Source organism: Sphingobium nicotianae (assembly GCF_018603885.1).
In the GTDB taxonomy this organism is placed as follows: domain Bacteria; phylum Pseudomonadota; class Alphaproteobacteria; order Sphingomonadales; family Sphingomonadaceae; genus Sphingobium; species Sphingobium nicotianae.
In genome coordinates this window covers 79,658-102,459 of the sequence record NZ_JAHGAW010000006.1, presented here as the reverse complement: position 1 = coordinate 102,459, position 22,802 = coordinate 79,658, and the positions used below count along the sequence as shown (strand labels likewise).

Sequence of the window (22,802 nt, the reverse complement as noted above, 5' to 3'; positions counted from 1 at the left end):
AGGTTGCGATAGGATCACGCTATGAGTCGCTATGCTGCCATCCGATACTTTCCGGATATGAGCCAGGCTGATATAAGGAATTAGACCCCGCAGCCATCACGGCCCTACGATCGACACCATCCGGACCGCGCAAAAGCGCCGGAATCAATCGTCTGACGCAGGAGAGAGCGATGTACGGGCGCAACGATCTGCGGGCAACGCTCGCCCCGGCGGAGAGCGGGAAAGCCCCCACCCCGACCAGTTTCAAGGGCGCGAGCTATGCCCGCTTCTACGGCGAACCGCCGCAGGAAACGACCTCCGTTGCCCGCACCTGGTATGCGCGCGGCCAGACCATGGTCGTCGCCTATAGCGAGGTGGGCGAAGGCGCCGTCTTCGAGCGGGCCGACCAGCCCGACGAATATGCCGTCCTTCTCCCCGACGAGGATGGCGAGATCGAGATCGAGAGTGACGGCCAGCGCGTGATCGCACGCGGCAAGTCGGTCGCCTTCGTGCCCTCGGGCGCGAGCAAGGTGACGGTGCGCAAGGGCAGCCGGCTGCTGCGCCTGTTCACCGTCCGTGCGGTCGATCTCGTCACCCGCTGCGCCAATGCCGATTTCTACGAGACGCCCGACCCCAACATCCCGCCGTTCCAGCCCTGGCCGGACCCGGTCGGCGGCCGCAAGGTGCGCGTCTATTCCGGCTCGGTCGGCCCGGAGCAGTGCCGCTTCGGCCGGCTCTATCGCGGCTCCACGATCATGGTGAACTTCGGCGACGGCCGCGTCGGCGAGCGCGGGCTCGACAATCTCTCGCCCCATCATCACGACGATTTCGAGCAATATTCGATCGCGTTGGATGGCGACTATATCCATCATCTGCGCTGGCCGTGGATCAGCGACGGCCGCGAATGGCGCGAGGACGAGCATGAGCGCTGCGCCGCGCCCTCCGTCGCGGTGATCCCGCCGCCCGTCACCCACACCTCGCAGGGCGTCGCGCCCGGCCTCAACCGGCTGCTCGATGCCTTCTGCCCGCCGCGCTTCGACTTCTCGGCCAAGCCCGGCTGGGTGCTGAATGCCGAGGATTATCCGATGCCGGGCAGGGAATAGGCGATCATCCCCGGCGCGGGCCCAGCACGCGCCGGCCATTGTCGTGCAGCACCGCCGCGCGCTCCGCGTCGCTGAGCAGGTCCATCGCGCCGATCGCCATCGCCACCATGTCGGCATAGCTTTCCCTGGTGTTGCCGACGTCCGATCCCCACATCAGCCGCTCGACGCCGAACGTGTCGACCATCCGGCGCACGAACCGGGCCGGATCGATCCCGGCCGGCGCGAAGCGGTTGAAGTTGATCCCGGTGAACTTGAACTGGATGTTGCGCACCTCGCGCATCTCCAGCAGTTCCTCCCCGATCGTCCCCTCATCCCCCCGGTCGACATGCGGCCAGCCGCAATGGTCGATCAGCACCGGCATGTCCGGAAAGCGCTTCGCCAGCGCCACGATCCGGCCGATCACGTTGCGCGTCGGCGGACCCGGCACATACATCATGTCCATCGCGAGGCCATTTGCGGCGACCGCCTCCCAGGTGCGGTGCGCGGCCGGGGAGTCGAACCAGGGATAGTCCGCGTCCGGTCCCGGAAAGCCGAACAGTCGAAGCCCCACCACGTCATGCGCCCTGGCCAGCGCCGTCAGCGTTTCCGGCGTCTCCGGCCGCGTCGCGTCCAGGATCAGCACCGCCGACATCCGTCCGGGATGCGCGTCGACCACGTCGAGCATGTAGCGATTATCGGTCTTGTAGATCGAGTTATACTGCACCGCCGTGCCGCCGCTCACCCCGGCCGCATCCCATTCCGCGAGCAGCCGCGCCGCGTCGATCGGATTGTCCCGGATGCGCGCGATCAGCGCTTCCGGGCTTTCCTTCGCATTGGTGACGTCGATGGGATAGCGATCCGTATCGCCGGTGAAAACATGGGCATGCGCATCAAACAGCTTCACTGGCAAGACCTGCGGTTGCGGTGGAGGAGGCGTCGGGCCGCCGCCGCGCGGCGAGCCGGGCGGCGAGGAACATGGTGAGCGCAGGGACGATCGCGATCGCCGAGAAGACGACATAGGTGTCCATCCGCCCGAACCCGGCACTGAGCAGGAAGCCGCCGAGCATCGGCCCGACCGCCGCGCCGACGCGCACGAAGCCGACGATGAAGCCCAGCCCGGTATTCGCGCTCGCCGGCGGATACATCACCACCGCGACCAGGAAGAGCCCGGTATAGGCGCCGACAACGAAGAAGTTGGTGAGCCCGGCCATCAGCAGCAGCGGGACCGGGTCGGGCGGCTGGATGCCGAAGATGATGAGGCAGACCGCCGCCAGCAGGAAGAACAGCGCCGTCAGCCGCCGCTCGCCGAAGCGCTTGGCGAACAGGCCCATGCCGAGATGGCCGGCAATGCCGAACGCGCTGCTGATCATCACGCTGGCCGCCGCCAGCTTGGGCGAGAGGCCGGCATTGTGCAGGATCGTGGGCTTCCAGCTCATCAGGAAATAGCCGACGATCGAATAGGTCAGCGCCGTCGTCCAGGCGAGCAGCGTCTCGCTGCGCATCGCCGGTTCCAGCATGCTGCGGAAGCCCGGCCGCGCCACGGTTTCATGGACCACCGGCTGCGGGAGCGCCGCCACGTCGGGCAGTCCCATGCGCCGCTGCAGGCGATTATACTGCGCAAGGTCCGCCGGACCGCGCCGCTTGATCAGGAATTGCGGCGACTCCCCGAGCAGCAGCAGGCTGATCAGGAAGGTCACCCCGTTCAGCAGGCCCGCCGCGACGAACACGCCCCGCCACCCCTGCCAGTCCAGCACGAGGATCGTCACCGCGCTCGCCGTCGCCATGCCGAGCGAAAAGCCGACATGCACGACCGCCATCGAAACGTTGCGCGCGGCCGGCGTCGCGAACTCGGCGACAGTGGTGTTGAGGCAGACGACCAATGTTCCGAGCGCAAGGCCGGTGACCGTGCGCAAGATGAGAAGCTGGGAAATGTTCGTCGCGGCACCCGACAGCATCATCGTCACGGCCAGCGATCCGATCGCGCAGAGCATCACCCGCCGCCGCCCGAAGCGGTCGGCAAGGGGCGCGATGAAGAAGGCACCGAGCGCGAGGCCCACCGAAGTCGCCGTGAAGATGACGCCGAGCACCGCCGGATCGATGCCCCAGTCCTCGCTCAGCACCGGCGCGATCAGCGACAGGGAGGAGACGTCGAACCCGTCCGCCAGGTTGCATATGCAGCAGAGCGCCACCAGCGCATATTGATAGGGGCTCATCGTCGCTGCGGGCGATCGCGCCTGTCCCGCTGTCGTGCTTGCCATGCCGTCTCTCCCGCGCAGTCCTTCAAGGTGGACCGTCCGCATCACTTATGCAGATAACCAATGACGTTCGGCAATATCTGATTTTACCCTTGCGCGATAGGCGCTATATGTCATAACCGACTATCGTTCGTTAATTCAGAATGAAGATGCGGGGCGGGACATTCCGTCTCAGACGTCGCGCGAACGTGCGGAAGGCAGCGGCCAGAGGCCGTGCCCGTATCCGGTTAGGGGAGGATGTACATGCGTTCTTGGTCGATCATCTCACGCCTCGGCCCGCCGTCCTGGCGGTCCGGTTGCAGCGCTCTGGCGCTGGCCCTGCCGATGCTGTCGCTCGCGGCGCCGGCGGACGCGCAGGCACAGCCCGCCACGGGCGAGGCCGAGGATCAGGCGATCGTCGTCACCGGTTCGCGCCTCGGCCGCGGCTTCGAGGCGCCCACGCCCGTCACCACGGTCGGCGCCGTCCAGATTCAGGACCGCGCCATCACCAGCGTCGCCGAGCTCAACTACGAGATCCCGCAGTTGCGCGTGAACCAGAATGTCGGCCGCTCGTCCGAGCCGGTCGGTCAGAACCAGATCGACCTGCGCGCCCTTGGCGCCGCGCGCACGCTGGTGCTGCTCGACGGCCGCCGCCTCGCCGCGACCAGCCCGTTCGGCGGCATCGATTCCAACGTCTTCCCGGTCGCCTTGATCAGCAATGTTGATGTGGTCACCGGCGGCGCCTCGGCCGCCTACGGATCCGACGCGGTTGCGGGCGTGATCAATTTCGGGCTGCAGAAAGACTTCACCGGCCTCAAGCTCGACGCCTCCTACGGCGTCTCGCGCTACGGCGATTTCAACCGCCCGGTGATATCCGGCGCGGCCGGCACCAGCCTGCTCGACGATCGTCTGCATCTGGAGATCGCCGGCGATTTCTATCACAATACCGGGCAGACGCGTCAGGCAGCCCGTCCCTGGGGGCAGAACAGTCCGATCCTGTTCGGCAATCCGCTTGCGACGTCGACCAATAGCCAGGTCAAGAATTATATCGCCAATAATGGTCGCTTGTTCGCAACGCTCGGCGGCCTGATCGTCGGCGTCAATGCCGACACCAATGCCGCGAATGGCGTCGACGTGCTGCGCGGTGTTCAGTTCGGCACCGGCGGTACGCCGCAATCCTTCACCTATGGCAGCCCGGCCAACAACACCTTCATGCTCGGCGGCGACGGCGCCTCGCTGGAGGATGACGGCAACATCCTGCCGGATATCAAGCGCTATTCGGGTTATGGCCGCGCGAGTTTCGACATCTCGCCAGCAATCACCCTGTGGACCGACCTGCTCTGGTCGCGGGTCGAGGTGAATTCGGATCTGGCGCCCAACATCGATCTTGGCGCGACGCCGCTCACCATCCAGCGCGACAACGCCTTCCTGCCGACCTCGATCCGCACGCTGATGACGGCGAACAACATCACGCGCTTCAGCCTGGGCCGCGTGAACATGGAAGACGGCTTCTCGCAGAACAACAGCAAGGGCCGCGTCCTGCGCTATGCCGCCGGCCTCAACGGCAAGTTCGGCGATGGCTGGGAGTGGGACGCCTTCGTCCAGCGTTCGGACAATCGCTTCCGCCAGGAATCGGTCAACAACCGCATCCAGACCAACTGGTTCAACGGGGTCGACGCCGTCATCGGCGCCAATGGCCAGCCGGTCTGCCGGATCAATGCCGATGCCAGCACCGCCAACGACAATCCCGCCTGCGTGCCGATCAACGTATTCGGCGCCGGCTCGATCAGCCAGGCGGCGCTCAACTGGTATCGGGGCACGTCCTGGTACGATGCCAGGATGACCCAGAACGCGGCCGGCGCGAACCTGCGCGGCAAGCCCTTCGCCACCTGGGCCGGCGATGTCAGCGTCGCGGTCGGCGGCGAGTATCGGCACGAGACGATCGACAGCGTGTCCGATGCGCTCTCGCTGACGCGGTCCTGGCGCTCGATCAACCAGCAGCCCTTCACGGGCAAGCTGACCGTCAAGGAAGCCTATCTCGAAGCAGCCGTTCCGCTCGCCAAGGACATGGCCTTCGCCCAGAATCTCGAGCTGAACGGCGCCGTGCGCTATGCCGATTACAGCTCCTCGGGCGGGGTCACCACCTGGAAGGTCGGCTTCAACTACAACCCGATCAAGGACATCCGCCTGCGCGGCACCATCTCGCGCGACATTCGCGCGGCCAACATCAACGAGCTTTACGCCGGCCAGAACCAGGTGCTCAATTCGCTGACCGATCCGCGCGCCAACCGGCCGTCGCCCAGCTACATCATCCTGCAGCTCACCGGCGGCAATCCGACGCTCCAGCCCGAGCGCGCCGACACCAAGTCGATCGGCCTCGTCCTCCAGCCCAGCTTCCTGCCCGGCCTCAACGCCTCGATCGATTATTATCACATCAAGATCGACGGGGTGATCACCGCCATTCCCTCGCAGACGATCCTCAACAATTGCTATGTCTCGAACCTGCAGGACAGCTGCGCGCTGATCACCGTCGATCCGAACACCAACCTCATCTCGAAGGTCGTCGCCACTCTGGTCAACACGCAGCGCAGCGAGACCAGCGGCATCGATTTCGAGATCGCCTATCGCCGCCGGCTCTCGCTGCTCGGCGCCGAGGGCACGGTCGCGGCCCGCTTGCTGGTCAATTATGTCGACAAGCTCGCCCTCACCGTCTCGGGTCTCACCACCAGCTATATCGGCGACCTCGCCACCGACTATTCCGGCCAGCCGCACTGGAAATGGAACTACGATCTCAGCTGGACCACCGACAAGATGCGCCTCGGCGCCTATTTCCGCTATATCGGCAGCGGCAAGTTCCGCTCTTTCTATGTCGACAATGTCGATCTGCCCGCCGACCAGAATCATGTGAAGGGCCGCGGCTATCTCGATCTGTCGGCCTCCTACAAGATCACCGATTTCCTGGAGATCTACGGCAAGGTCGACAATCTGCTCGACGTCAGCCCGCCGATCCTGCCGAACGCGATCACTCAGCCGACCGTGGCCAACTCGCAGATGTTCGACAAGGTCGGGCGCTACTATGTGTTCGGCGCCCGCGTGCGCTTCTGAGGGACGGGCCCCTAAAGCCCTCTCCCACTTTCGTGGGAGAGGGCTCCCCCTACCCCTCAATAGGCGTCGATTTCCTTCAGCGCCTCGGCGCACAGCGCCCAGGTCTCCACGCCGCCGGCGATGCCCATATACATGGTCGTCTGCAGGATGGTCTCCTTGATGTCGTCCTTGGTCGCGCCGCAGGTGATCGCCATCTTGGTCAGCCGCTTGACCGGCGTGTGCCGGTTGAGCGCCGCCACCACCGCCAGCGTGATCAGGCTGCGCTCGCGCAGGGTCAGGCCCGGCCGCGTCCATGTCTCGCCGAAGCAGGCGCGCGTGACATAATCCTCCAGCGGCTCGTTGAAATCATCCGCCTCCTCCAGCCGCGCCACGGCCGCTTCGCCGAACAGCTTGCGCCGCATCTCCTTGCCGGCCTCGAAAGAGGGATCGTCGGTCTTGAAGCTCATGGCATCGGTCCTTTCAGGGTAAGTATCTCTGCGGCCGCGCGGCCGCCCGCGCGCAACATCCTCGTCCGTGCTAACAGCCTTTCCCGCTTCGGCATCGAACCGGACGGCGATATGAAAGCTTGGCTTATAAGGATGTCGCTGCCATGCTGAATGGGGTTTGTAAATAGCAACTGCCCGACGGGAGAGACGACATGAAGAGACCATCCGGCGGCAAGGGCAAGGAACTGGCCGCCGTCGCCCCTTTGCTCAACGAGATCACGCAGGACATACTCTACGACAAGGTCTGGGAACGCCCGCAACTCTCCAAGCGCGATCGCAGCCTGATCACGATCATGACCCTCGTCGCGCTCAACCGCAATCAGGTGGAGGGACATATCCAGCTCGGCATCGAGAATGGCCTCACGGTTGAGGAGCTGGGCGAAGCCATCTCGCACATCGCCTTCTATGCCGGCTGGCCCTGCGCGGTGAACGGCGCGCGGGCGCTGCTCAACGTCCAGCGCGCGCATGAGGGCGCCTCGCGGGACGATTGACGGAGCCTGAAAGTCCAGCCACGCTCAACAAGAACGGAGGGGCATTCCTACCATTCCCGTTCGTCCTGAGTAGGGGCTGAGTAGCTGCCGAAGGCAGTGTAGCGAAGACCCGTATCGAAGGGCCATGCACGGTCCTTCGATACGGGTCTTCGACAAGCTCAGCCCCTACTCAGGACGAACGGGCGGGGAGTTGACCTCCCCCCCGCATCATGCCGCCGCCGGATCCTTCGCCACCGGCGCGAGCGGATCGTCCGGCACCACCGCGACGCCGCCACCGCGATCGGAGCGGAAGTTCACATAGGCACCGGCATCCTTCTTGCGCTGGCCGAAGGAGGTGACCGGCGCGATCTCGTCGACAGGCAGCGGCGCCATCGTCTTCTTCCGGGCCAGGGCGGCCGCGACATAGGGCGCCAACTCCGCCTCCTTGTCGGCGAGCCGCTTCTCCTCGTCCGCCTTCAGCCTCGGCATGGTCGTCTTCGCGAACAGATCCAGCGACTGCATGATATGCTCGTGATTGGCCGGCCCGGTCTGCTGGACGAAGATGATCTGGTCGACGCCGACGTCCGCATAGCCCTTGCAATGCTCATAGACCTGCTCGGGCGTGCCGATGCCGCCGTTGCCATGATTGTCGGCGATCTTGTCCTCGGCCTTGAGGAATGTCTCCCAGACCTTTGAATCGCCAGGCTTCGTCTCGCCGAACGAGGAATAATAACCGAGCGAATAGCCGAAGAACTTGAACCCCTGCGAGCCGCGCCGGATCGCCTCCTGCTCGTCCTCATGGACGCTGAGCGCCGTCACGATCGCGAAGTTGGCGTTCACCGCATGGCCGATCGGCACGCACTCGTCGGACTTGATGATGTCGTAATAGTCCTGGACCCACTGCCCCGCCTGCTCCGGCGCGGCGAAGCCGAAGACCAAAGCGCCCATGCCGTTGCGCGCCGCGTGCAGGATCGTGTCGCGCCGCGAGCAGGCGACCCAGAGCGGCGGGTGCGGCTTCTGCAGCGGCTTGGGCACGATGTTGCGCGTCGGCATCGAGAAGAACTCGCCCTCATAGCCGGGATAGGGCGTCATCGTCAGCATGTTGGCGCATTGCTCGGTCGCCTCGCGCCACATGTCCTTCTTGCGGTCGACATCGACATTGAAGCCCTCCAGCTCCAGCGCGGTGCCGCTCTCGCCGGTGCCCCAGTCGATGCGGCCACCCGAGAGCAGGTCGAGCGTCGCGATGCGCTCGGCGACGCGGACGGGATGGTTGATCGCCGGCGGCATCACGCAGATGCCATGGCCGAGGCGCATGCGCTTGGTCCGCTGGCTGAGCGCGCCCAGGAACACCTCGGGCGCGGAGCTGTGCGAATATTCCTCGAGGAAATGATGCTCGACCAGCCAGGCATAATCATAGCCCAGCGCGTCGGCGAGCTCGAGCTCGTCCAGCGCATTCTGGAAGATCCGGTGGTCCCCCTCGGCGGTGAACGGCGCCGGCGACTGATGTTCGTAAAAGAGCCCGAACTGCATGATCGCATCTCCTCTCAGACTCGGCGGCCTATTTGACAGCCAAGCTTATAACAGCCTTGCTGTCATGAGGTGCGCATGATGTAAAGGGCTTTGTGGCGATCGGAGCGTGAGCGACCGGTCAGGCGAGCAGCATCTTGAGCGCCGCGGCGAGCAGGATCAGCGCGAGCAGGAGGCGCATCGGCCGCTCCGGCACATGGCGGCTGCCCACGATGGCCCCCGCCGTCGCGCCGATCGCCGTGACCAGCAGCCACAGCGGCAGCGCCGCCGGCAGCCGGTTCAGCGTGGCATAGCTGCCCGCGAGGGCAGCGGCGGAGTTGAGCAGATTATAGGCGGCGGTCACCGCGACGGCCCGGCGCATCTCGACCCAGCGCGTCATCAGGATGACCGGCGCCAGGAAGATGCCTCCGCCGGTCCCGGTGATCCCCGAGAGCAGGCCGATACAGGCGCCGACCAGCAACGCGGGCACGAAGGGCGGATTCCGCGGCGCCAACTCCGGCATCGCCCCGGCCAGCGCCGCGCGCATCATCTGGCCCGAGGCCGCCAGCAGCAGCGCGCCGACCACCGGATAATAGACATGAGCCGGCAGGTTGATTGCCCCGCCGATCAGCGAGAAGGGAAAGCCGAGCACGCCGAACGGATAGAAGGACCGCCACGAGAAGCGCCCGGCCCGCCAGAAATGGAACGTGGCGATCGCCGCGACCAACACGTTGAGCGCCAGCGCCGTCGGCTTCATCACGGCAGGATCGATCCCCGCGATGCCCATGACCGCCAGATAACCCGTGCCCCCCGCCTGCCCGACCGAGGCGTAAAGGGCAGCGACGAGGGCGAGGGCGAGCGTCAGCACGGCCCGCTGCGTGTCGGGCCTCGCGGCGGATCGGTCAATCAAGCTCTTCTTGGGGGAGGTGAACCGGGGGATGGGATGGGCGGCACCTAAGCTTGTCAGGCAGACGAGGCGTTTCGGACGGTCTGTCCCCCTCCCGCTTGCGGGAGGGGTTAGGGGTGGGCACTGGACGGTGACGTCGGAAAGCCCACCCCCCGGCCCCCTCCCGCAAGCGGGAGGGGGAGTGTCGGTCACCACCTCAAACCCGCTGCACGCCCACCCGCGAGAATTCCTCGATATCCGGATCGTCGCCCTCCGCCACGACGGGGCCGCTCATCGACTGCAGGAGGGTCACCAGCATGGCCCGCAGATGCGCCTGCTCGGTCTCGTCGAGCGGCTCCAGCAGCGTGCGCTCCATGGCCTGGGCGCCCGTGCGGCACAGCTTCAGGCAAGCCTGGCCCTCCTCCGTCAGGGTCAGTTCGAGCAGCCGCCGGTTGGTCGGGCTGGTCCGGCGGCCGATCAGCCCCTTGGCCTCGAGCAGGGCGATCTGCTTGATCATCGTCTGCGGTTTGACGTCGTAGAGCCGCGCCAGCTCGGCGGAGGAGAGCCCCGGCCGCGACGACAGGGTCGTCAGGATGCGGAACTGCACCGCCGTCACGCCGAGCGGCTGGAACACGGACTCCAGCCGCACATAGGCCTTGTACTGCACTTGCTTGACGAGGCTCAGGATCGAGCGCGTCGGATGCTCGGCCCAAGTCTTGGCATCGGAATGGGCTGTTTTCGCCATGACTGCTTGATGGCGGATCGCGCCATCGCTGTCCAGCATCGCGGCGGCCCTCATGTGCGCCGTGAAACCGCGCCCCGGCCTCGTTTCTGTTTGCTCATGACAAACGATGTTCACCAAACCTGATTGACAGTCTGGCTGCCATCCTGTTCTATTCCCCGCGCCTGTCCACGAGCAGGCCGGAGGAGAGACAGGATGACGGGCGCGCAACCGGATTCGATGCCAACATCGATCCCCCAATCCATGGACGCCGACACGTTTGTCGACGGCCTCGCGCTCAATCGCTTCCACATCATCGTCATCGCCCTCTGCACGCTGCTGACCGCGATCGACGGCTATGAGCTCTATGTCGTCGGCTGGGTTCTGCCGCTCCTCGCCAAGGATTTCCACGTCGCGCCCGCCGCCGTCACCGCCGCGATGATCGCGCAGCAGACCGGCATGCTGATCGGCGCCTTCCTGATCCCGCCTTTTGCCGATCGGCTCGGCCGGCCCCGTGTCCTGCTCATCTGCTATGCCGGCATGATGGTCGCCGCGCTCGGCATCCTCACCGCCCACACGCTGCCGGTCTTCGCGGCCTGGCGTTTCTTCGCCGGGCTGTGCGGCACGGCGATGATCCCCATCCTCGTCACCATCGCGTCGGAGACCGCGCCGAAACGTCTGCGCGGCACGATGAGCGCCATCACCGTTTCCGGCACGATGCTCGGCTCGCTGTTCGGCGCGATCATGCAGGCGGTCGTGCTGGAACCGTTCGGCTGGCGCGGCGCCTTCTGGATCGCGGCGGCCCTGCCCGCGATCATGCTGCCGCTCGTCCATTTCCTCCTGCCGGAATCGCTGCGCGCGCGCGCCGGCCGCAATCCGGACGATCCCGCGATCCAGACGCTCGCCCGGGCGATGCAGCCGCGCGGCGCCCCGCCGGTGACGATCGTCGCGACACCCCGCCCAGCCCAAACCGGCGGCGCCACCAAAGCGCTGGTCGCCGAGATATTGGGGCCGGACATGCGCGTTAGGACACTGCTCATGTGGGCCATCACCATATCGAGCTTCGTCTTCATCACCGCCGGGGTCTGGAAGACGACGATCTTCAAGGAAGTGCTCGGCCTCTCCTGGCAGATGGTCGCCGCCGTCAACGCCACGGAGACGACCGCCGGCGTCCTCGGCACGCTGTCGATCGGCTTCTTCATCGATCGGCTCGGCTTCAAGCGCGTGATGGTGGCGACCTTCCTCACCGCGGCGCTCGGCTGCGCGCTGATCGGCGTCACCGCGCCCGGCCCGCTGATGTTCGTCGCCTTGGTCATGCTCGGCATGTGCCAGCATGGCGGCCAGGCCGGCGTCGCCGCCCTCGCCGCGGCGCTCTATCCGTCGCGCTACCGCGCCACCGGCGTCGGCTGGGCCTATGGCGCGGGCCGCGTCGCCTCCATCTTCGCCCCTCTGTTCGGCGCCTTCGTCCTGAGTGAGGGCTTCGGCGCGGCGGGCATCTTCGCCATGCTCGCCCTGCCGCTCGCCTCGGCCGGCCTCTTCTCGCTCTGGCTGATGAGCCTCAACGGCGCGCCCAGGATCCAGCGCGCCGCGCTGGCCCATGGCTGAGCGCGCGCGCGTCACGCTTCACGGCCGGCCCGCAATACCCGATCCAAATCACGGAGAGACAAGGATGAATCGCAGGGACCGCGCCATCGCCACGGCCGAGCTTGAAATGGGCCTCGCCGACTTCTGGCATGACGTCGACACCAATTGGGGCCGCAACGCCGCCGACTATTACGCGCCCGAAGCCGTCTACAAATCCGGCAAGCTGAACCTCGAAGGCCGCGAGGAAATCCAGAAATTCTACAGCTGGCGCGAGGACCGCGGCGCCCGCGTCGCCGTCCACGCCTACAGCAATTTCCGCGCCGAGTTCGACGAGACCGGCGGCGCCACCGCTCACTGGTACATGCTGCTCTGGGCCGTCGACGGCGAGCCGCCGCTGGAAAGCGAAGTCCCCACCCGCATCAGCCGCGCCACCGAGACCTTCCGCTACGACGAAGCCGCAGGCCGCTGGCTCTGCACCCGCCGCGAACTGGTCAACCTCTTCCGGGGCGGCAACCAGCTCAACTTCAGCTGAGGGTGGCTCACCGGAACGGGCGAGAATCCAACTCTTAGCCCCTCCCCTTCAGGGGAGGGGTTGGGGGGAGCGGCCGTCCGCCTTCAACAGCCCGCATAGTCTGGTGGTGCACCCAACGACGGTCAGGCGAAGTGCTGAGCGATGAAGCCGGCGACCAATTGCGCATGTGTTTGGGCAAGATCGTGATGGCCTCCGGAAATGATCCGCAATTCCGATTTCGGGAAAAGCGAATGCAATCGCTCCCCGACGGCAACGGGGCTAATCGGGTCCTCATTTCCCCACAGCAGAAGTGTTGGAACCTGGATAAGCGCTATCTGCTCCGATAGATCGACCGACGTGTCTTCCATCCAGTCTGGCGACCGGGGCAGAAGTGCATTGGGAAAGCGGCGAATGTGGTTTGGCCGCCAGTCTGTTCCTCCAAGATCGCCAACCGGCACGCCAGCGGAGGTCACCGCCAGCACCAGCCTGTTGATATGCTCAGGCTTTTGGAGGATGGCTTTGATCGCAATGAGGCCGCCGAGCGACTGCGCAACGATATTCACCGGCTGATCGATTTCCGCGAGAACCAGACGGACGAGATCGTCGATGCTTTCGATGCCTTCTTCAGGTGCTTCACCCCCGAGGCCCGGCCACGAAAAATGGATCGCCTCGACATCGAGCAGGTCGGCGACATCACTCCAGTAGGACGCATCGGCAGTGGCCCCGGGGAGGAACAACGTCTTAGTCATGCAGCGGTCCTAGAGCGCGGCGAACAGAATACAACGCCGCCGTCCGTAAAGACGTCGCCGTCCGATAATCCGCTTTCGCGAGCCCATGGCCTCGCACCGATGCAAACCGGTCGGAACTCACGCTTTCGGAAACCCCTGTCCTACACCCCTGCCATGATGCCATGACAGCCCGGTTCTTTCTCAGCATGAATAATCGCTTTTCGATCACAGGATCCGGCTCGTCCGGGTCCCCCTCCTGTTTTCGCGAAATAGAAATTAATTCACACCGTGACCTTCGTGAACTTCGGAAGATTATCGCGCGCCCCGATCGACTCTCTCGATCAGTCCGACAGTCCTCGGCGCCCAAAAAAAGGACGCCCCATGGAGGCGCCCCAGGAGGGAAACGGATGCGCCCGTCAGAATTTGACGCGCGCACCCACCATGAAATTGCGGCCGACCTTGTCGTAATATTGGCCGTTCACCGGGCCGTTGAGGATGATGTAGGGGGTTGGCGGCGGATCCTTGTCCAGCACGTTGTTGACCGCCCAGAACAGCTCGAACTTGCGGGCGTCGCCGACCATGAGCTTGCCGGTCAGGTTGAAATAGACGACCCGCGGCACCTTGTTGTCGTTGATCGTCGTGGTCGGCGAGGTGTTGTAGGTCACGTCCTGGACGCCGCCGCTGATGAAGATGGTCTGCAACGAGAGCTCCCACTGCTTCGCGCCGAACGTGTTGGTCATCGTGCTGCGGAAGTGCGGGATCGCGCCGAGGTTCGCCCAGCCATTCTCGCCGACGCGGTCGATCGGCGCCGCGCCGGTGCCGCTGTCGACCAGCGCGTGCAGCACATAGGTGCCGCTGGCTGTGGTCGTGAAGCGCCCGTCCTCGCCCAGGAACGGCGCGGTGGTGCGGTAGCTCAAAGTCATGTCGATGCCTTCCTGCGTGAAGGCGCCGACATTGAGCGCGCCGGCGACGAGGCCGGTGTGGATGCGGTCGTTGGGGTTGGGCGTGCTCGTGTCCGGCCCATAAGTGAAATAGTTGCAGAACTGGGTCTCCCCTGCCCCGCACAGGGCCGCGATATTCGTGGTTGAAAGGTTGGTGATCGCGTCCTTGATCTTGATGTTGTAATAATCGACCGAGAGGCCGACGCCGCGCAACGCCCCGCTGCCGGTATAGGCGAAGCCCGCCGTCCAGGTGTCCGCGAATTCCGGCCCGACATTGGGATTGCCGAGACTGGTATTCTGCGGGATCGAGGCATTCTTGGTGACGCCGTCGACGACCAGGGTGACGTTGTTGGTGACGTTGCTGCCCGGGCTGTAGAGCTCATTGATCGCGGGCGCGCGAATGTCCCGCGAGCGCGCCACGCGGAAGTTGAGGCCCTTGATCGGCTCCCAGACGGCGCCGAGCTTCCAGGCCGTCTGGCCGCCCGCCGTGCTATAGTCGGCATAGCGGAACGCGCCGTTCACATCGAGCGTCTCTAGCCCCGGCGTGTCGGCCGCCAGCGGCACAGTGACCTCGGCATAGCCCTCCTTCACATCGAAGGCGCCGGAATAGGGCACGGCGTTGCCGGCGGTGAGGAAGCCGTTGGCGGCGCCCACCGCATCGGCAGTCAGCGCTTCGGTCTCGCGCCGATATTCGCCGCCGAAGGCCACCGCGACCGGCCCCGCCCAGGTCGAGAAAGGCTGGCCGACGATGTTGGCCGCCGCCGATACCTGGGTATATTTCACCTCGGAGAGGCCATTGCCCCAGATATAGGCGCGTGCCGCCGCGCTGGTGTTGCCCTCGCCGAACAGGTTGAGCGGCTGGCAGCCCGCCGCCGCCGCGACCCCGTCGCGCACGCCCCGGCAGACGATGTTGCCGTTCGCGTCCTTCACCGCGTCGATGGCGAAGGCGAGCTTGGCGGTGACCGGGTTCTCGCTGGTGCGCGAGGCGTAGTGGTTTTCGCCGTAGGAGAGATGGGCATCGAGCTTCCACGCCCCCCCCAGCGCCGCCTCGAAGCCGACCACGCCGTGCGGCGTCTTGTTGGTCACATCATAGTGATTGATGCCGACGTCATGGGCGATCTTGCTGATGTTGAAGCTCTGCGTCGTGGCGGGCAGCAGCGCCAGCACAGCAGGGGGCAGGAAGGCATTGTCGCGCCGGATCGCCTGGCTGGTGAGGCGGATGGCGACGCCGTCCAGGAAGCCCTCGGACCAGCTATAGCCGCCCTCGACATAGGCGGTGACGGCATCGCTGAGCTCATAATGGAGGCTGCCATAGGCCGTGAAGCGGGTGACGTCCGGCACCAGCGCGGTGTCGGTGATGATCGAGCGACCTTCTCCGCCGATCATCGTCGAGCCGCCGAAGATGGAGCCCTTCTGGAATGGGCGCAGTGTCCCGTTGTTGTTGAAGGTCATGTTGGTCAGGCCGGGTATGACGCTGGTGATCACCCCGCCCGCGCCCAGACTGTTGTGGACGTTCTTGGCAAGGATGAAGGCAGGCTGGCCGAAGCCCGGCGTATTCGGTGTGGTGCGCTGGCCGTTGCTGACGATCATCCATTCATCCCGGCCCCAGCCGCGTCGATAGATGTCGCCCACGCCGTTGTTGTCGGAATAGTCGGCGCTGAGCACGATATGGCCGCGATCGTCATCGAAATCATGGCCGCCGATGAAGCCGCCGCGCAGCGTGCGATAGTCCCCGCGCGACGAGATGCCGGCCTGGGCGGTGACCTGGATACCGTCATATTGCTTGCGCATCAGCAGGTTGACTACGCCCGAGACCGCATCCGACCCGTAGAGCGCCGAGGCGCCGCCGGTCACCACGTCGACCCGCTCGATCATCAGGGTCGGGAAGAGGTTGAGGTCGGTCGTGGTCGGCACGCCGAGATTGCTGGCCGGCGCAAACGGCACGACGCGCGATCCGTTAACCAGCACCAGCGTGCGCTGGCCGCCGAGCGCGCGCAGGTCGGCCGTGGCCTGTGCTGGGCTCGAGGTATTGGTCGCGTTGGCGCCGGGCGAGCGGGTCGCCTTGAAGGCGGGGTTCTGGTTGAGCACCTCCATGACCGTGGTCACCGCCTGTTTGGCGATGACGTCCGCGCCGATCACCTGCGTGGGCGTTGGCGCCTGCAGGCCGTTCTGGGCCGTGCGCGAGGCGGTGACGACGATGTCCTGATCGCTGGCGCCCTCGGCCGCCGATGGGGCATCCTGTGGCTCAGCCAGTGCTTGCGCCTGCGCCGGACCAACCGTCAGTCCCACAGCGCCGATCGCCGTCGTGATCATCAGCAAGCCCCGCGTACGGAGCCTCACGATGCGTGCCATAATCCACTCCCCTCTTGATCATCGTCTTTTGATCGCTGTCGTCGGCGTGGTCATGCCACTATTTTGAATGCCATTCGACAATTGCGCCATTCATAAGACAGGCTGATTAAAAGGCAAGCGGGGAAATTGGGCGGCCGTCCATGGCGAAAAGACGCTTTCCGCAGCGTCATGTGCGGATTTGCTCAGAAGTTGCCGCGCACCGTGAACTGGAAGATCGGGCCGATCAGCTGGTTGTTGCGCTGGATGAAGGCGACCGGATCGCGGTCGCGCCAGCCTGCATAGACTGTGCGGTCGAGGCGGTGGCGGGCATTGAAGATGTTGCCGATCTGCGCGCGGACGGTCAGGCCAAACAGCGCCTTGTGCTCAGCATAGACATTGACGAACCATGGTCCCTCCCAGCTGCGATAGACTTCGCTCAGATAGAAGTTCGCGGTGTAATGCTCATTGGTGGCATCGACACCCCAGGCGAGCGGCGTGCCGGCAATGTCGTGACGCAGGTTGAATTCCACCCAATGATCGCGCGTGCCGCTGAGCGCGCGGTTCTCGCCGGTCAGCGGATCCTTGACGCTGGTGCGCTCGAAGCCAAGCGTCATGTCGAGCTTGGCCCCCTTCACGCCGACCGGATCGAACAGCAAGGTGCCGGTGCTCTCCATCCCGAAGCGGGTGGCATGCGGCAGGTTGCCGACGCCCTCGCCATCCGTGCCGATCGGAATAATGTCGACGATGTCCTCCACCCAATGGCGATAAACGCGCAGCCGTGTCTTGCCCCAGCCGCCGAGCTCCTTGCCGACCTCGACCTCAACTTCCCATTGCTGGGGCGGGACGAGATCGGGATTGCCGCTGTTCTCGCGATCGTCGACCAGCTTGGGCTGGGCGAGGAAATCATAGAAGCTGATCTGGCCGACGCGGCGATTGAGCTTGAGGCTGGCGTCCCAGCCGCCGCCCGGATGCCAGCCGAGCACAATGCTGCCCTTGGGCCGGAAGAAGTTGCGCGCCGGCAGGTTGCCGTCGACCCGCTCCAGCGTCGAGATCTCGCCGCCGCCGGCAATCTGCAGATCGAGCTTCGGCCCAAGCGGACGGCTGAGCGTCGCGATGCCCTCGTAGCGCAGTTCCTGGACCTTGCCGGTCCCTTCCGGAAAATCCTGCGGCTCGAAGGCGCCGCCCGGCGCCAGCCTGGCCAGCGAGCCGCGCTGGTCCAGCGCATTGAAGGCGCGCTCGAGCGAGAGCTGCCAGTCGTTAGCGCCGGTCTTCCAGCGATATTCGCCGCGCAGCACCGTCTCGGAAATGCGCGAGTTGCGCCCGAACAAGGTCCCCTGCGCGGGATTGCCGCTGTCGAAATCGGTGACCTGCGTCGTGACGATCGGCTCATGATCGAAGTGGCGCACACCGATCAGCTTGAGCCGCCCCGGGCCGAGCGCGAACTCGTAATCGGCGTTGAGGTCGTAATACCAGCCGTCGAGCTTGGTGCCGGTCCTACGCGCGCTGTCATTGCCGTCGGTGCGGATGCGGCTGTCCCACCGCGCCTCGGGCGCCCAGTAGGGCGTGTAGGCGAGCGTCAGATTACCCACCGAAGACCCCGGTCCGTCGATCGTGAACTTGGTCGAAAAGGTGACCTGCTCGGTCTCGCCGTGGTAGATTTCCTCGCGCGTCTCGAACAGCTTGCCGCTGGCATCGTAGAGCAGGATCGGCCCGCCGAACGCGCCGCGCCCGGTATTGTTCTTGACCGCGAGCGTATAGTCCAGCCAGCCGCTCTTGCCCGTGTAACTGATGCTACCCCTGAAATAATTGGGCTCGGAATAATGCGCGCGAAAGTCCGGCTTCCACTCGAACCGGCCGGACGACTTGATCTCCGTCGCGAGGATGACATTGGCGACCTGCCCCGAAAGACCGGCAATGCCCAGGCTCGCCGCCTCGACGATCTCGATCCGCGCGATGTTTGCGGCGTTGATCTTCTGCAGCTCGTCGACCGCGCCGCCCGACTTGTTGGCGATGCGCTGGCTGTTGATCAGCACATTTTCCGATGCCTGGCCTAGCCCGCGATTCTGATCGGGCACGCGGATCACGAAGCCGGGCACCTGCACCAGCAGGTCATAGGCGGTCTTGGGCGCGAAGCGGGTGAAATCGGCGGGCGTATAGACGCGCTTGGCACGACCTCCGGAGAGCGCAGGCGGCGGCACGACCGCCGGGTCCGTCGCGGCCGGCACGGCCTGCGCGATGGCCGCGGCGGGAATCAGCGCAGCGCCGATCATCGGGGCAAGACTGGAGAAGGGCCTGAAAGCCATGAACCACCTTTCGCAAATCGGGATTGAAGGGCCGCTAACGCTCAGTGCGCGGCGGCGGCAGGCCTGAAGCCGATGACCTTGAGCTTGACGAGCTGGTCGATGGAGAGATCGCCCATGCTGTCGCGCCTGACCAACTCGACGAACTGCGGCGTGACATCGAGCGCGCGAAGCTGGACCAGAGTTTCGACCGGCAGATTCTTGTAACCGATCCGCTCGAAGCCGCGGATGAAGGCGGGATCGATCCTGAGCGCCGCCATCTGGATCAGCTGCTCCGGTTCCAGCCGCGCATAGCCGGTGGCGGCCAGCTCGCGCAGAAAGTCCGGCGTCACCCCGACCGCGCTCATCGCGATGAAATCGTCGATGCCCGGCATCGGATAATGGCCGGCGATGAGCGCATCGAGCAGGGCGCGGCGCACGCCGATCAGCGTCATCGCATAAGCCTCTTCCTCGGTCGGCCGGGCCATGCCGCTCGCCGCCAGAAGATCGGAGAGGCCGCGATCCGCCGTGAAGCGGCACGTCCCCTCGGCATGGGCGGCGCGCGCGGTGCCGGCGCAGTCGACCCGGCCGGCATCACGGACGAGCGCGAAGCTGACCGGGCCGCCCCTCGCCCAGTCCGGCTTGAGCCCGGCAAGGTCGGAGACAGGATAGTCGGACGACGAGTGATGATCGCCCTTCCTGCCTTTGTCGCGCGCGTCGTTGAGCGTCAGCCGCACCTCGGCATGATCGCGCGAAAGATCGAGGGTGAAGCGGATATCGTCGAGCGGCAGAGCGATGCCGGCCGAGCCGACAGCCATCAGGCCGAGCGCGAGGGCGATGAGGAATGCAAGGGGTCGAGGCATGGCACGTCTCCTGTGGCGAGCGGCAAGCCGCTCCCGTTCGCCCGGGGTGGGCGTTGCGAAGTCTGCGTCAGTGGAAGATCAGGCGGTCAGCGCGGCGCGGGCCGCTCAGCCAGTGTCGTCATCGGGATCGGGATCAGGATCCGGATCGGCACCACGGCCTCGCCGGCCGTGCGAGATGTCGCTGCCGCCCACGGCCTTCATGTCGACGAGCTGCTTAGGCGTGAAGCGCGGATAGCCCTGCCGCCGCAGCGCGCGAATATCCTCGGCGCGGACCCCGACCGCCTTCATCTCGACCAGCTCGTCGATCGACAGGTTGGGATAGCCCTCGGCCGCGAGGCTGGCGATATACGAGCCGCGAATACCCATGGCCCGCGCCTGCACCAGCGCATCCTTGTCGAGACTGCGATAGCCCGCATTCGCCAGCTCCTGGACATAGGCCGGCGTCACCCCCACGGCGCGCAGTTCGATCAGATCCTCGTTGCTGAGGCGGCCGATATTGGGCGCCGCCGTCCGCATGTTGGCGACATAATCCGGCGTGACGCCGACGGCGCGCATCTCGATGGCCGTGTCGATCGCCGAATGCTCGTCACGGGGCTGGCGCGTGACCGGCCCGACATCACCCGGCTTCGGGCCGACCTCGCCCGGACGCGGGCCGATGCCCGACCATGCGCCGCGCGCATCCATCCTCTGCGCCACGGCCGGCGGGATCGGCGGTGCCGGTGGCTCCGGCGGCTGCACCACCGAGAGCGCGCCCTGGACGGCCGACGAGACGGCCTTGTCAACACTCTGGCGCACGACATGCGGCAGCGCGACGCCGCCGGCCGGATAATAGCCTTTGTCCTCGTCGGCGAAGGCCACCTTCTTGCCCTTGCCGTTCGTCGCGCCCGATCCGGCTGGAACGATCGTGAGCGCGGCCAGTGGCGCGGCGAGCGCCAGCATGCCGACGAAGACGCCGAGCAGGAACGGCCGCGCCGCCGGATCGCGCGGCAGGCCGCTGTCGAGCACGCGCTTCACGCGGCGGGCGAGCGAGCTCTTCGACGGCGCCACGCCATGCGCGCCGATCAGCATGCCTTTGCACTCGTGGCGGGCGATGCCGACCAGCAGCTGGGCATAGTCCGTGTCGGGAATGTCGGCCGCCAGCACTGTGTCGTCGGCCGCTTCCTCGCGCAGCTGATGCGCCTCGCGCGCCAGCATCCAGGCCATCGGATTGAACCAGAACAGGGCGGTCGCGACGCGGGCGAGCAACAGCTTCAGCCAGTCCAGCCGCGCGACATGCGCCAGCTCGTGCGCGATGATCGCCTCGGCCTCATCGGCGGCATCGACCGCACGCGTATTGAGCAGGATCACCGGGCGCATCAGCCCCCAGCTGATCGGCGAGGGCAGATCGCCGCTGGTGAGCAGCGCGGTGCCATGCTTGAAGCCCATCCGCTTCTGCGCGCGGGCCAGCGCGCTCAGCCAATGGCCGTCGACGAGCACGTCCGCCCGCGCGCGCAGGGCGAAGAGCCGCATGAGCGACAGCAGCGTGATGCCGAGCAGGATGCCGGTCGGGATCCAGTAGAGCAAGGACGCCGTATCGAGATCGATGACTGGACCCGCGTTCGCCCGGGTATCGGCCGGCTGCGCCGCCGCGACCTTCGTCGACACCGCGGGCTCCGCCGCGCCCTGAGCCGCGACTGGCGCGGGCGATGCCGGGTCCGTTGCCGAGCTGACGGCGGAAGGCAGCTCGATCTGCAGCGCCGGCATCGCCAGCGGCGCGAAGGGCAGCACGACCATCGCGAGCAGGCCGACATGGGCGACCCAGCTGCGCTCCGCCGCCGAGCGTCCCCGCGCCAGGCGGAGCAGCAGCAAGGTGACGGCGCCGATCACCAGCGACTTGAGGGCAAGAGCGATCAGCGCGTTCATCGGCCAGTCTCCTTCGCGCGGCGAGCCTGCGCGATCATTCGCTCCAGCTCGTCCAGCTCGCCTGTGTCGATCCGCTCGGACATGCCCAGCAATGCGCTCGCGGCGCTGGCCGCCGATCCGTTGAAGAAGGTCCGCACCACGTCGCTCAGCGCGGACTTGCGCGCATCACTGTCGGCGACGACCGGGCTGTAGAGAAAGCCGCGCAGCGAGTCGGCCCGCGTTACATAGCCCTTGTCCTCCAGCCGCTTGAGCATCGCGCGCACCGCCGAGCCGCTGAGCGCCACCGGCAGGGCGTCGCAAATCTCGGACACGGCCAGCTCGCCCCGCTCATAGAGCAGGTCGACGATCTCGCGTTCACGGGGCGGCAGTTTCTTGAGCATGGCGAACCTTTCATCGCTACATTTGTAGCACTACGCTACATTTGTAGCGCCGTCAAGCGCCGCCGCATACTCAGCCCCGGCCGAGATAGGGCTGTGCGATCGGCAGCATCGTCGCGGTCAGCAGATTCACCTCGTCGGGGACCGCCGCCATCATCGCGATCAGGTTGGCGACATGCGTCGCTTCCATTGTCTTGTCGGATGGCGGCCTCGTGTTGGTCTGTTCGCCCATCAGCTCGGTGATCGTCGAGCCGGGGTGGATGATCGAGGCCGTGATGCCATGGGCGCGCCCGTCCAGCGCCAGCGAGCGCGTGATGCCTTCCAGGCCATATTTGCTGGCGGTGTAGGCGATCGTGTTCTCGCGCGGCATCTGCGCCGATAAACTCCCGATATTGATGATCCGACCCCGCCCACGCGGTTTCATCGCCCGGAAAGCCTCGCGGCCGCACAGGAAGGCCGCAGTCAGATTGACGCCGATCACCTCGTTCCAGTGCGCCATGGTGCAGTCCGCCGTCGGCATGTGACTGACCACCCCGGCATTGGCGACCAGCAGAGTGACCGGCGAAAAAGCCTCCGCCGCCGCGAACAGGCCGACGACGTCGTCCTCGGACGTCACGTCGGTCGGGCGGATCATCAGCTCACCGCCTTCGCCCTCCAGCTCCCGCGCCAGCGCCTCAAGCCGGTCCTGCCGCCGCGCGGCCAGCACCAGCTTCGCGCCGCCCGCCGCGAAGGCCCGCGCGACCGCCGCGCCGATACCGGAGCTCGCGCCGGTGATGACCGCCGTATGGCGCGACAGATCGTGCATGTCTCTCTCCCTA

The 22,802-nt window shown here is 66.0% G+C and carries 18 protein-coding genes; 5 read left to right on the top strand and 13 right to left on the bottom strand.

Going from position 1 to position 22,802, the window contains the following annotated elements:
- The first annotated feature begins 170 nt into the window (after window positions 1–170).
- On the top strand, window positions 171–1,082 hold the full coding sequence (locus tag KK488_RS10235; RefSeq protein ID WP_214623159.1) for a cupin domain-containing protein: 912 nt from the start codon (window positions 171–173) through the stop codon (window positions 1,080–1,082).
- Between the two features lie 4 nt (window positions 1,083–1,086).
- Here the strand turns inward: KK488_RS10235 and KK488_RS10230 are convergent, their stop codons facing one another.
- Both KK488_RS10230 and KK488_RS10225 read right to left on the bottom strand, forming a co-directional pair.
- Entirely contained in the window at window positions 1,087–1,965 is an 879-nt protein-coding gene (locus tag KK488_RS10230; RefSeq protein ID WP_214623158.1) for an amidohydrolase family protein, read from the bottom strand.
- Window positions 1,952–3,319 (bottom strand): MFS transporter, encoded by a 1,368-nt coding sequence (locus KK488_RS10225; protein ID WP_214623156.1) that lies wholly within the window; start codon window positions 3,317–3,319, stop codon window positions 1,952–1,954. The genes KK488_RS10230 and KK488_RS10225 overlap by 14 nt, the downstream gene beginning before the upstream one ends.
- A gap of 240 nt (window positions 3,320–3,559) precedes the next feature.
- Here KK488_RS10225 and KK488_RS10220 point away from each other — a divergent pair, with 240 nt between their 5' ends.
- The gene (locus tag KK488_RS10220; RefSeq protein ID WP_214623154.1) at window positions 3,560–6,400 is read left to right on the top strand and encodes a TonB-dependent receptor plug domain-containing protein; all 2,841 of its coding nucleotides are present in this window, start codon (window positions 3,560–3,562) and stop codon (window positions 6,398–6,400) included.
- A gap of 56 nt (window positions 6,401–6,456) precedes the next feature.
- Here KK488_RS10220 and KK488_RS10215 read toward each other — a convergent pair whose 3' ends face one another.
- The gene (locus KK488_RS10215) at window positions 6,457–6,846 is read right to left on the bottom strand and encodes a carboxymuconolactone decarboxylase family protein (RefSeq protein ID WP_214623152.1); all 390 of its coding nucleotides are present in this window, start codon (window positions 6,844–6,846) and stop codon (window positions 6,457–6,459) included.
- A 191-nt stretch (window positions 6,847–7,037) separates the two neighbouring features.
- Between KK488_RS10215 and KK488_RS10210 the strand changes: the two genes are divergently transcribed.
- On the top strand, window positions 7,038–7,376 hold the full coding sequence (locus tag KK488_RS10210) for a carboxymuconolactone decarboxylase family protein (RefSeq protein WP_214623150.1): 339 nt from the start codon (window positions 7,038–7,040) through the stop codon (window positions 7,374–7,376).
- 207 nt (window positions 7,377–7,583) lie between these two features.
- Here the strand turns inward: KK488_RS10210 and KK488_RS10205 are convergent, their stop codons facing one another.
- The 3 genes from KK488_RS10205 to KK488_RS10195 all read right to left on the bottom strand — a co-directional run bounded on the left by KK488_RS10205 (window position 7,584) and on the right by KK488_RS10195 (window position 10,492).
- Complete coding sequence (locus KK488_RS10205; protein WP_214623148.1) at window positions 7,584–8,885, bottom strand: LLM class flavin-dependent oxidoreductase; 1,302 nt, start codon at window positions 8,883–8,885, stop codon at window positions 7,584–7,586.
- A gap of 118 nt (window positions 8,886–9,003) precedes the next feature.
- Window positions 9,004–9,771, bottom strand: a complete 768-nt coding sequence (locus KK488_RS10200) for a sulfite exporter TauE/SafE family protein (protein ID WP_214623146.1) — start codon at window positions 9,769–9,771, stop codon at window positions 9,004–9,006.
- A 193-nt stretch (window positions 9,772–9,964) separates the two neighbouring features.
- Complete coding sequence (locus tag KK488_RS10195) at window positions 9,965–10,492, bottom strand: MarR family winged helix-turn-helix transcriptional regulator (RefSeq protein WP_214623144.1); 528 nt, start codon at window positions 10,490–10,492, stop codon at window positions 9,965–9,967.
- Between the two features lie 192 nt (window positions 10,493–10,684).
- Here KK488_RS10195 and KK488_RS10190 point away from each other — a divergent pair, with 192 nt between their 5' ends.
- Window positions 10,685–12,073: an MFS transporter gene (locus KK488_RS10190; RefSeq protein ID WP_214623142.1), complete on the top strand. Its 1,389-nt coding sequence runs from the start codon at window positions 10,685–10,687 to the stop codon at window positions 12,071–12,073.
- 64 nt (window positions 12,074–12,137) lie between these two features.
- Window positions 12,138–12,584, top strand: coding sequence for a Cif family virulence factor (locus KK488_RS10185; protein WP_214623140.1), 447 nt, complete (start codon window positions 12,138–12,140; stop codon window positions 12,582–12,584).
- Between the two features lie 122 nt (window positions 12,585–12,706).
- Here the strand turns inward: KK488_RS10185 and KK488_RS10180 are convergent, their stop codons facing one another.
- The 7 genes from KK488_RS10180 to KK488_RS10150 all read right to left on the bottom strand — a co-directional run bounded on the left by KK488_RS10180 (window position 12,707) and on the right by KK488_RS10150 (window position 22,789).
- Complete coding sequence (locus tag KK488_RS10180; protein ID WP_214623138.1) at window positions 12,707–13,312, bottom strand: alpha/beta fold hydrolase; 606 nt, start codon at window positions 13,310–13,312, stop codon at window positions 12,707–12,709.
- A 395-nt stretch (window positions 13,313–13,707) separates the two neighbouring features.
- Window positions 13,708–16,584, bottom strand: coding sequence for a TonB-dependent receptor plug domain-containing protein (locus KK488_RS10175; protein ID WP_214623136.1), 2,877 nt, complete (start codon window positions 16,582–16,584; stop codon window positions 13,708–13,710).
- Window positions 16,585–16,766: 182 nt separating this feature from the next.
- Window positions 16,767–18,866 (bottom strand): TonB-dependent receptor plug domain-containing protein, encoded by a 2,100-nt coding sequence (locus KK488_RS10170; RefSeq protein WP_214623135.1) that lies wholly within the window; start codon window positions 18,864–18,866, stop codon window positions 16,767–16,769.
- Window positions 18,867–18,907: 41 nt separating this feature from the next.
- Window positions 18,908–19,705, bottom strand: a complete 798-nt coding sequence (locus KK488_RS10165; RefSeq protein WP_214623133.1) for a hypothetical protein — start codon at window positions 19,703–19,705, stop codon at window positions 18,908–18,910.
- A gap of 105 nt (window positions 19,706–19,810) precedes the next feature.
- Window positions 19,811–21,607: a M56 family metallopeptidase gene (locus tag KK488_RS10160; RefSeq protein ID WP_214623131.1), complete on the bottom strand. Its 1,797-nt coding sequence runs from the start codon at window positions 21,605–21,607 to the stop codon at window positions 19,811–19,813.
- Window positions 21,604–21,987, bottom strand: a complete 384-nt coding sequence (locus KK488_RS10155) for a BlaI/MecI/CopY family transcriptional regulator (protein WP_214623130.1) — start codon at window positions 21,985–21,987, stop codon at window positions 21,604–21,606. The genes KK488_RS10160 and KK488_RS10155 overlap by 4 nt, the downstream gene beginning before the upstream one ends.
- A gap of 70 nt (window positions 21,988–22,057) precedes the next feature.
- The gene (locus KK488_RS10150) at window positions 22,058–22,789 is read right to left on the bottom strand and encodes an SDR family oxidoreductase (protein ID WP_214623128.1); all 732 of its coding nucleotides are present in this window, start codon (window positions 22,787–22,789) and stop codon (window positions 22,058–22,060) included.
- Window positions 22,790–22,802 lie beyond the last annotated feature (13 nt).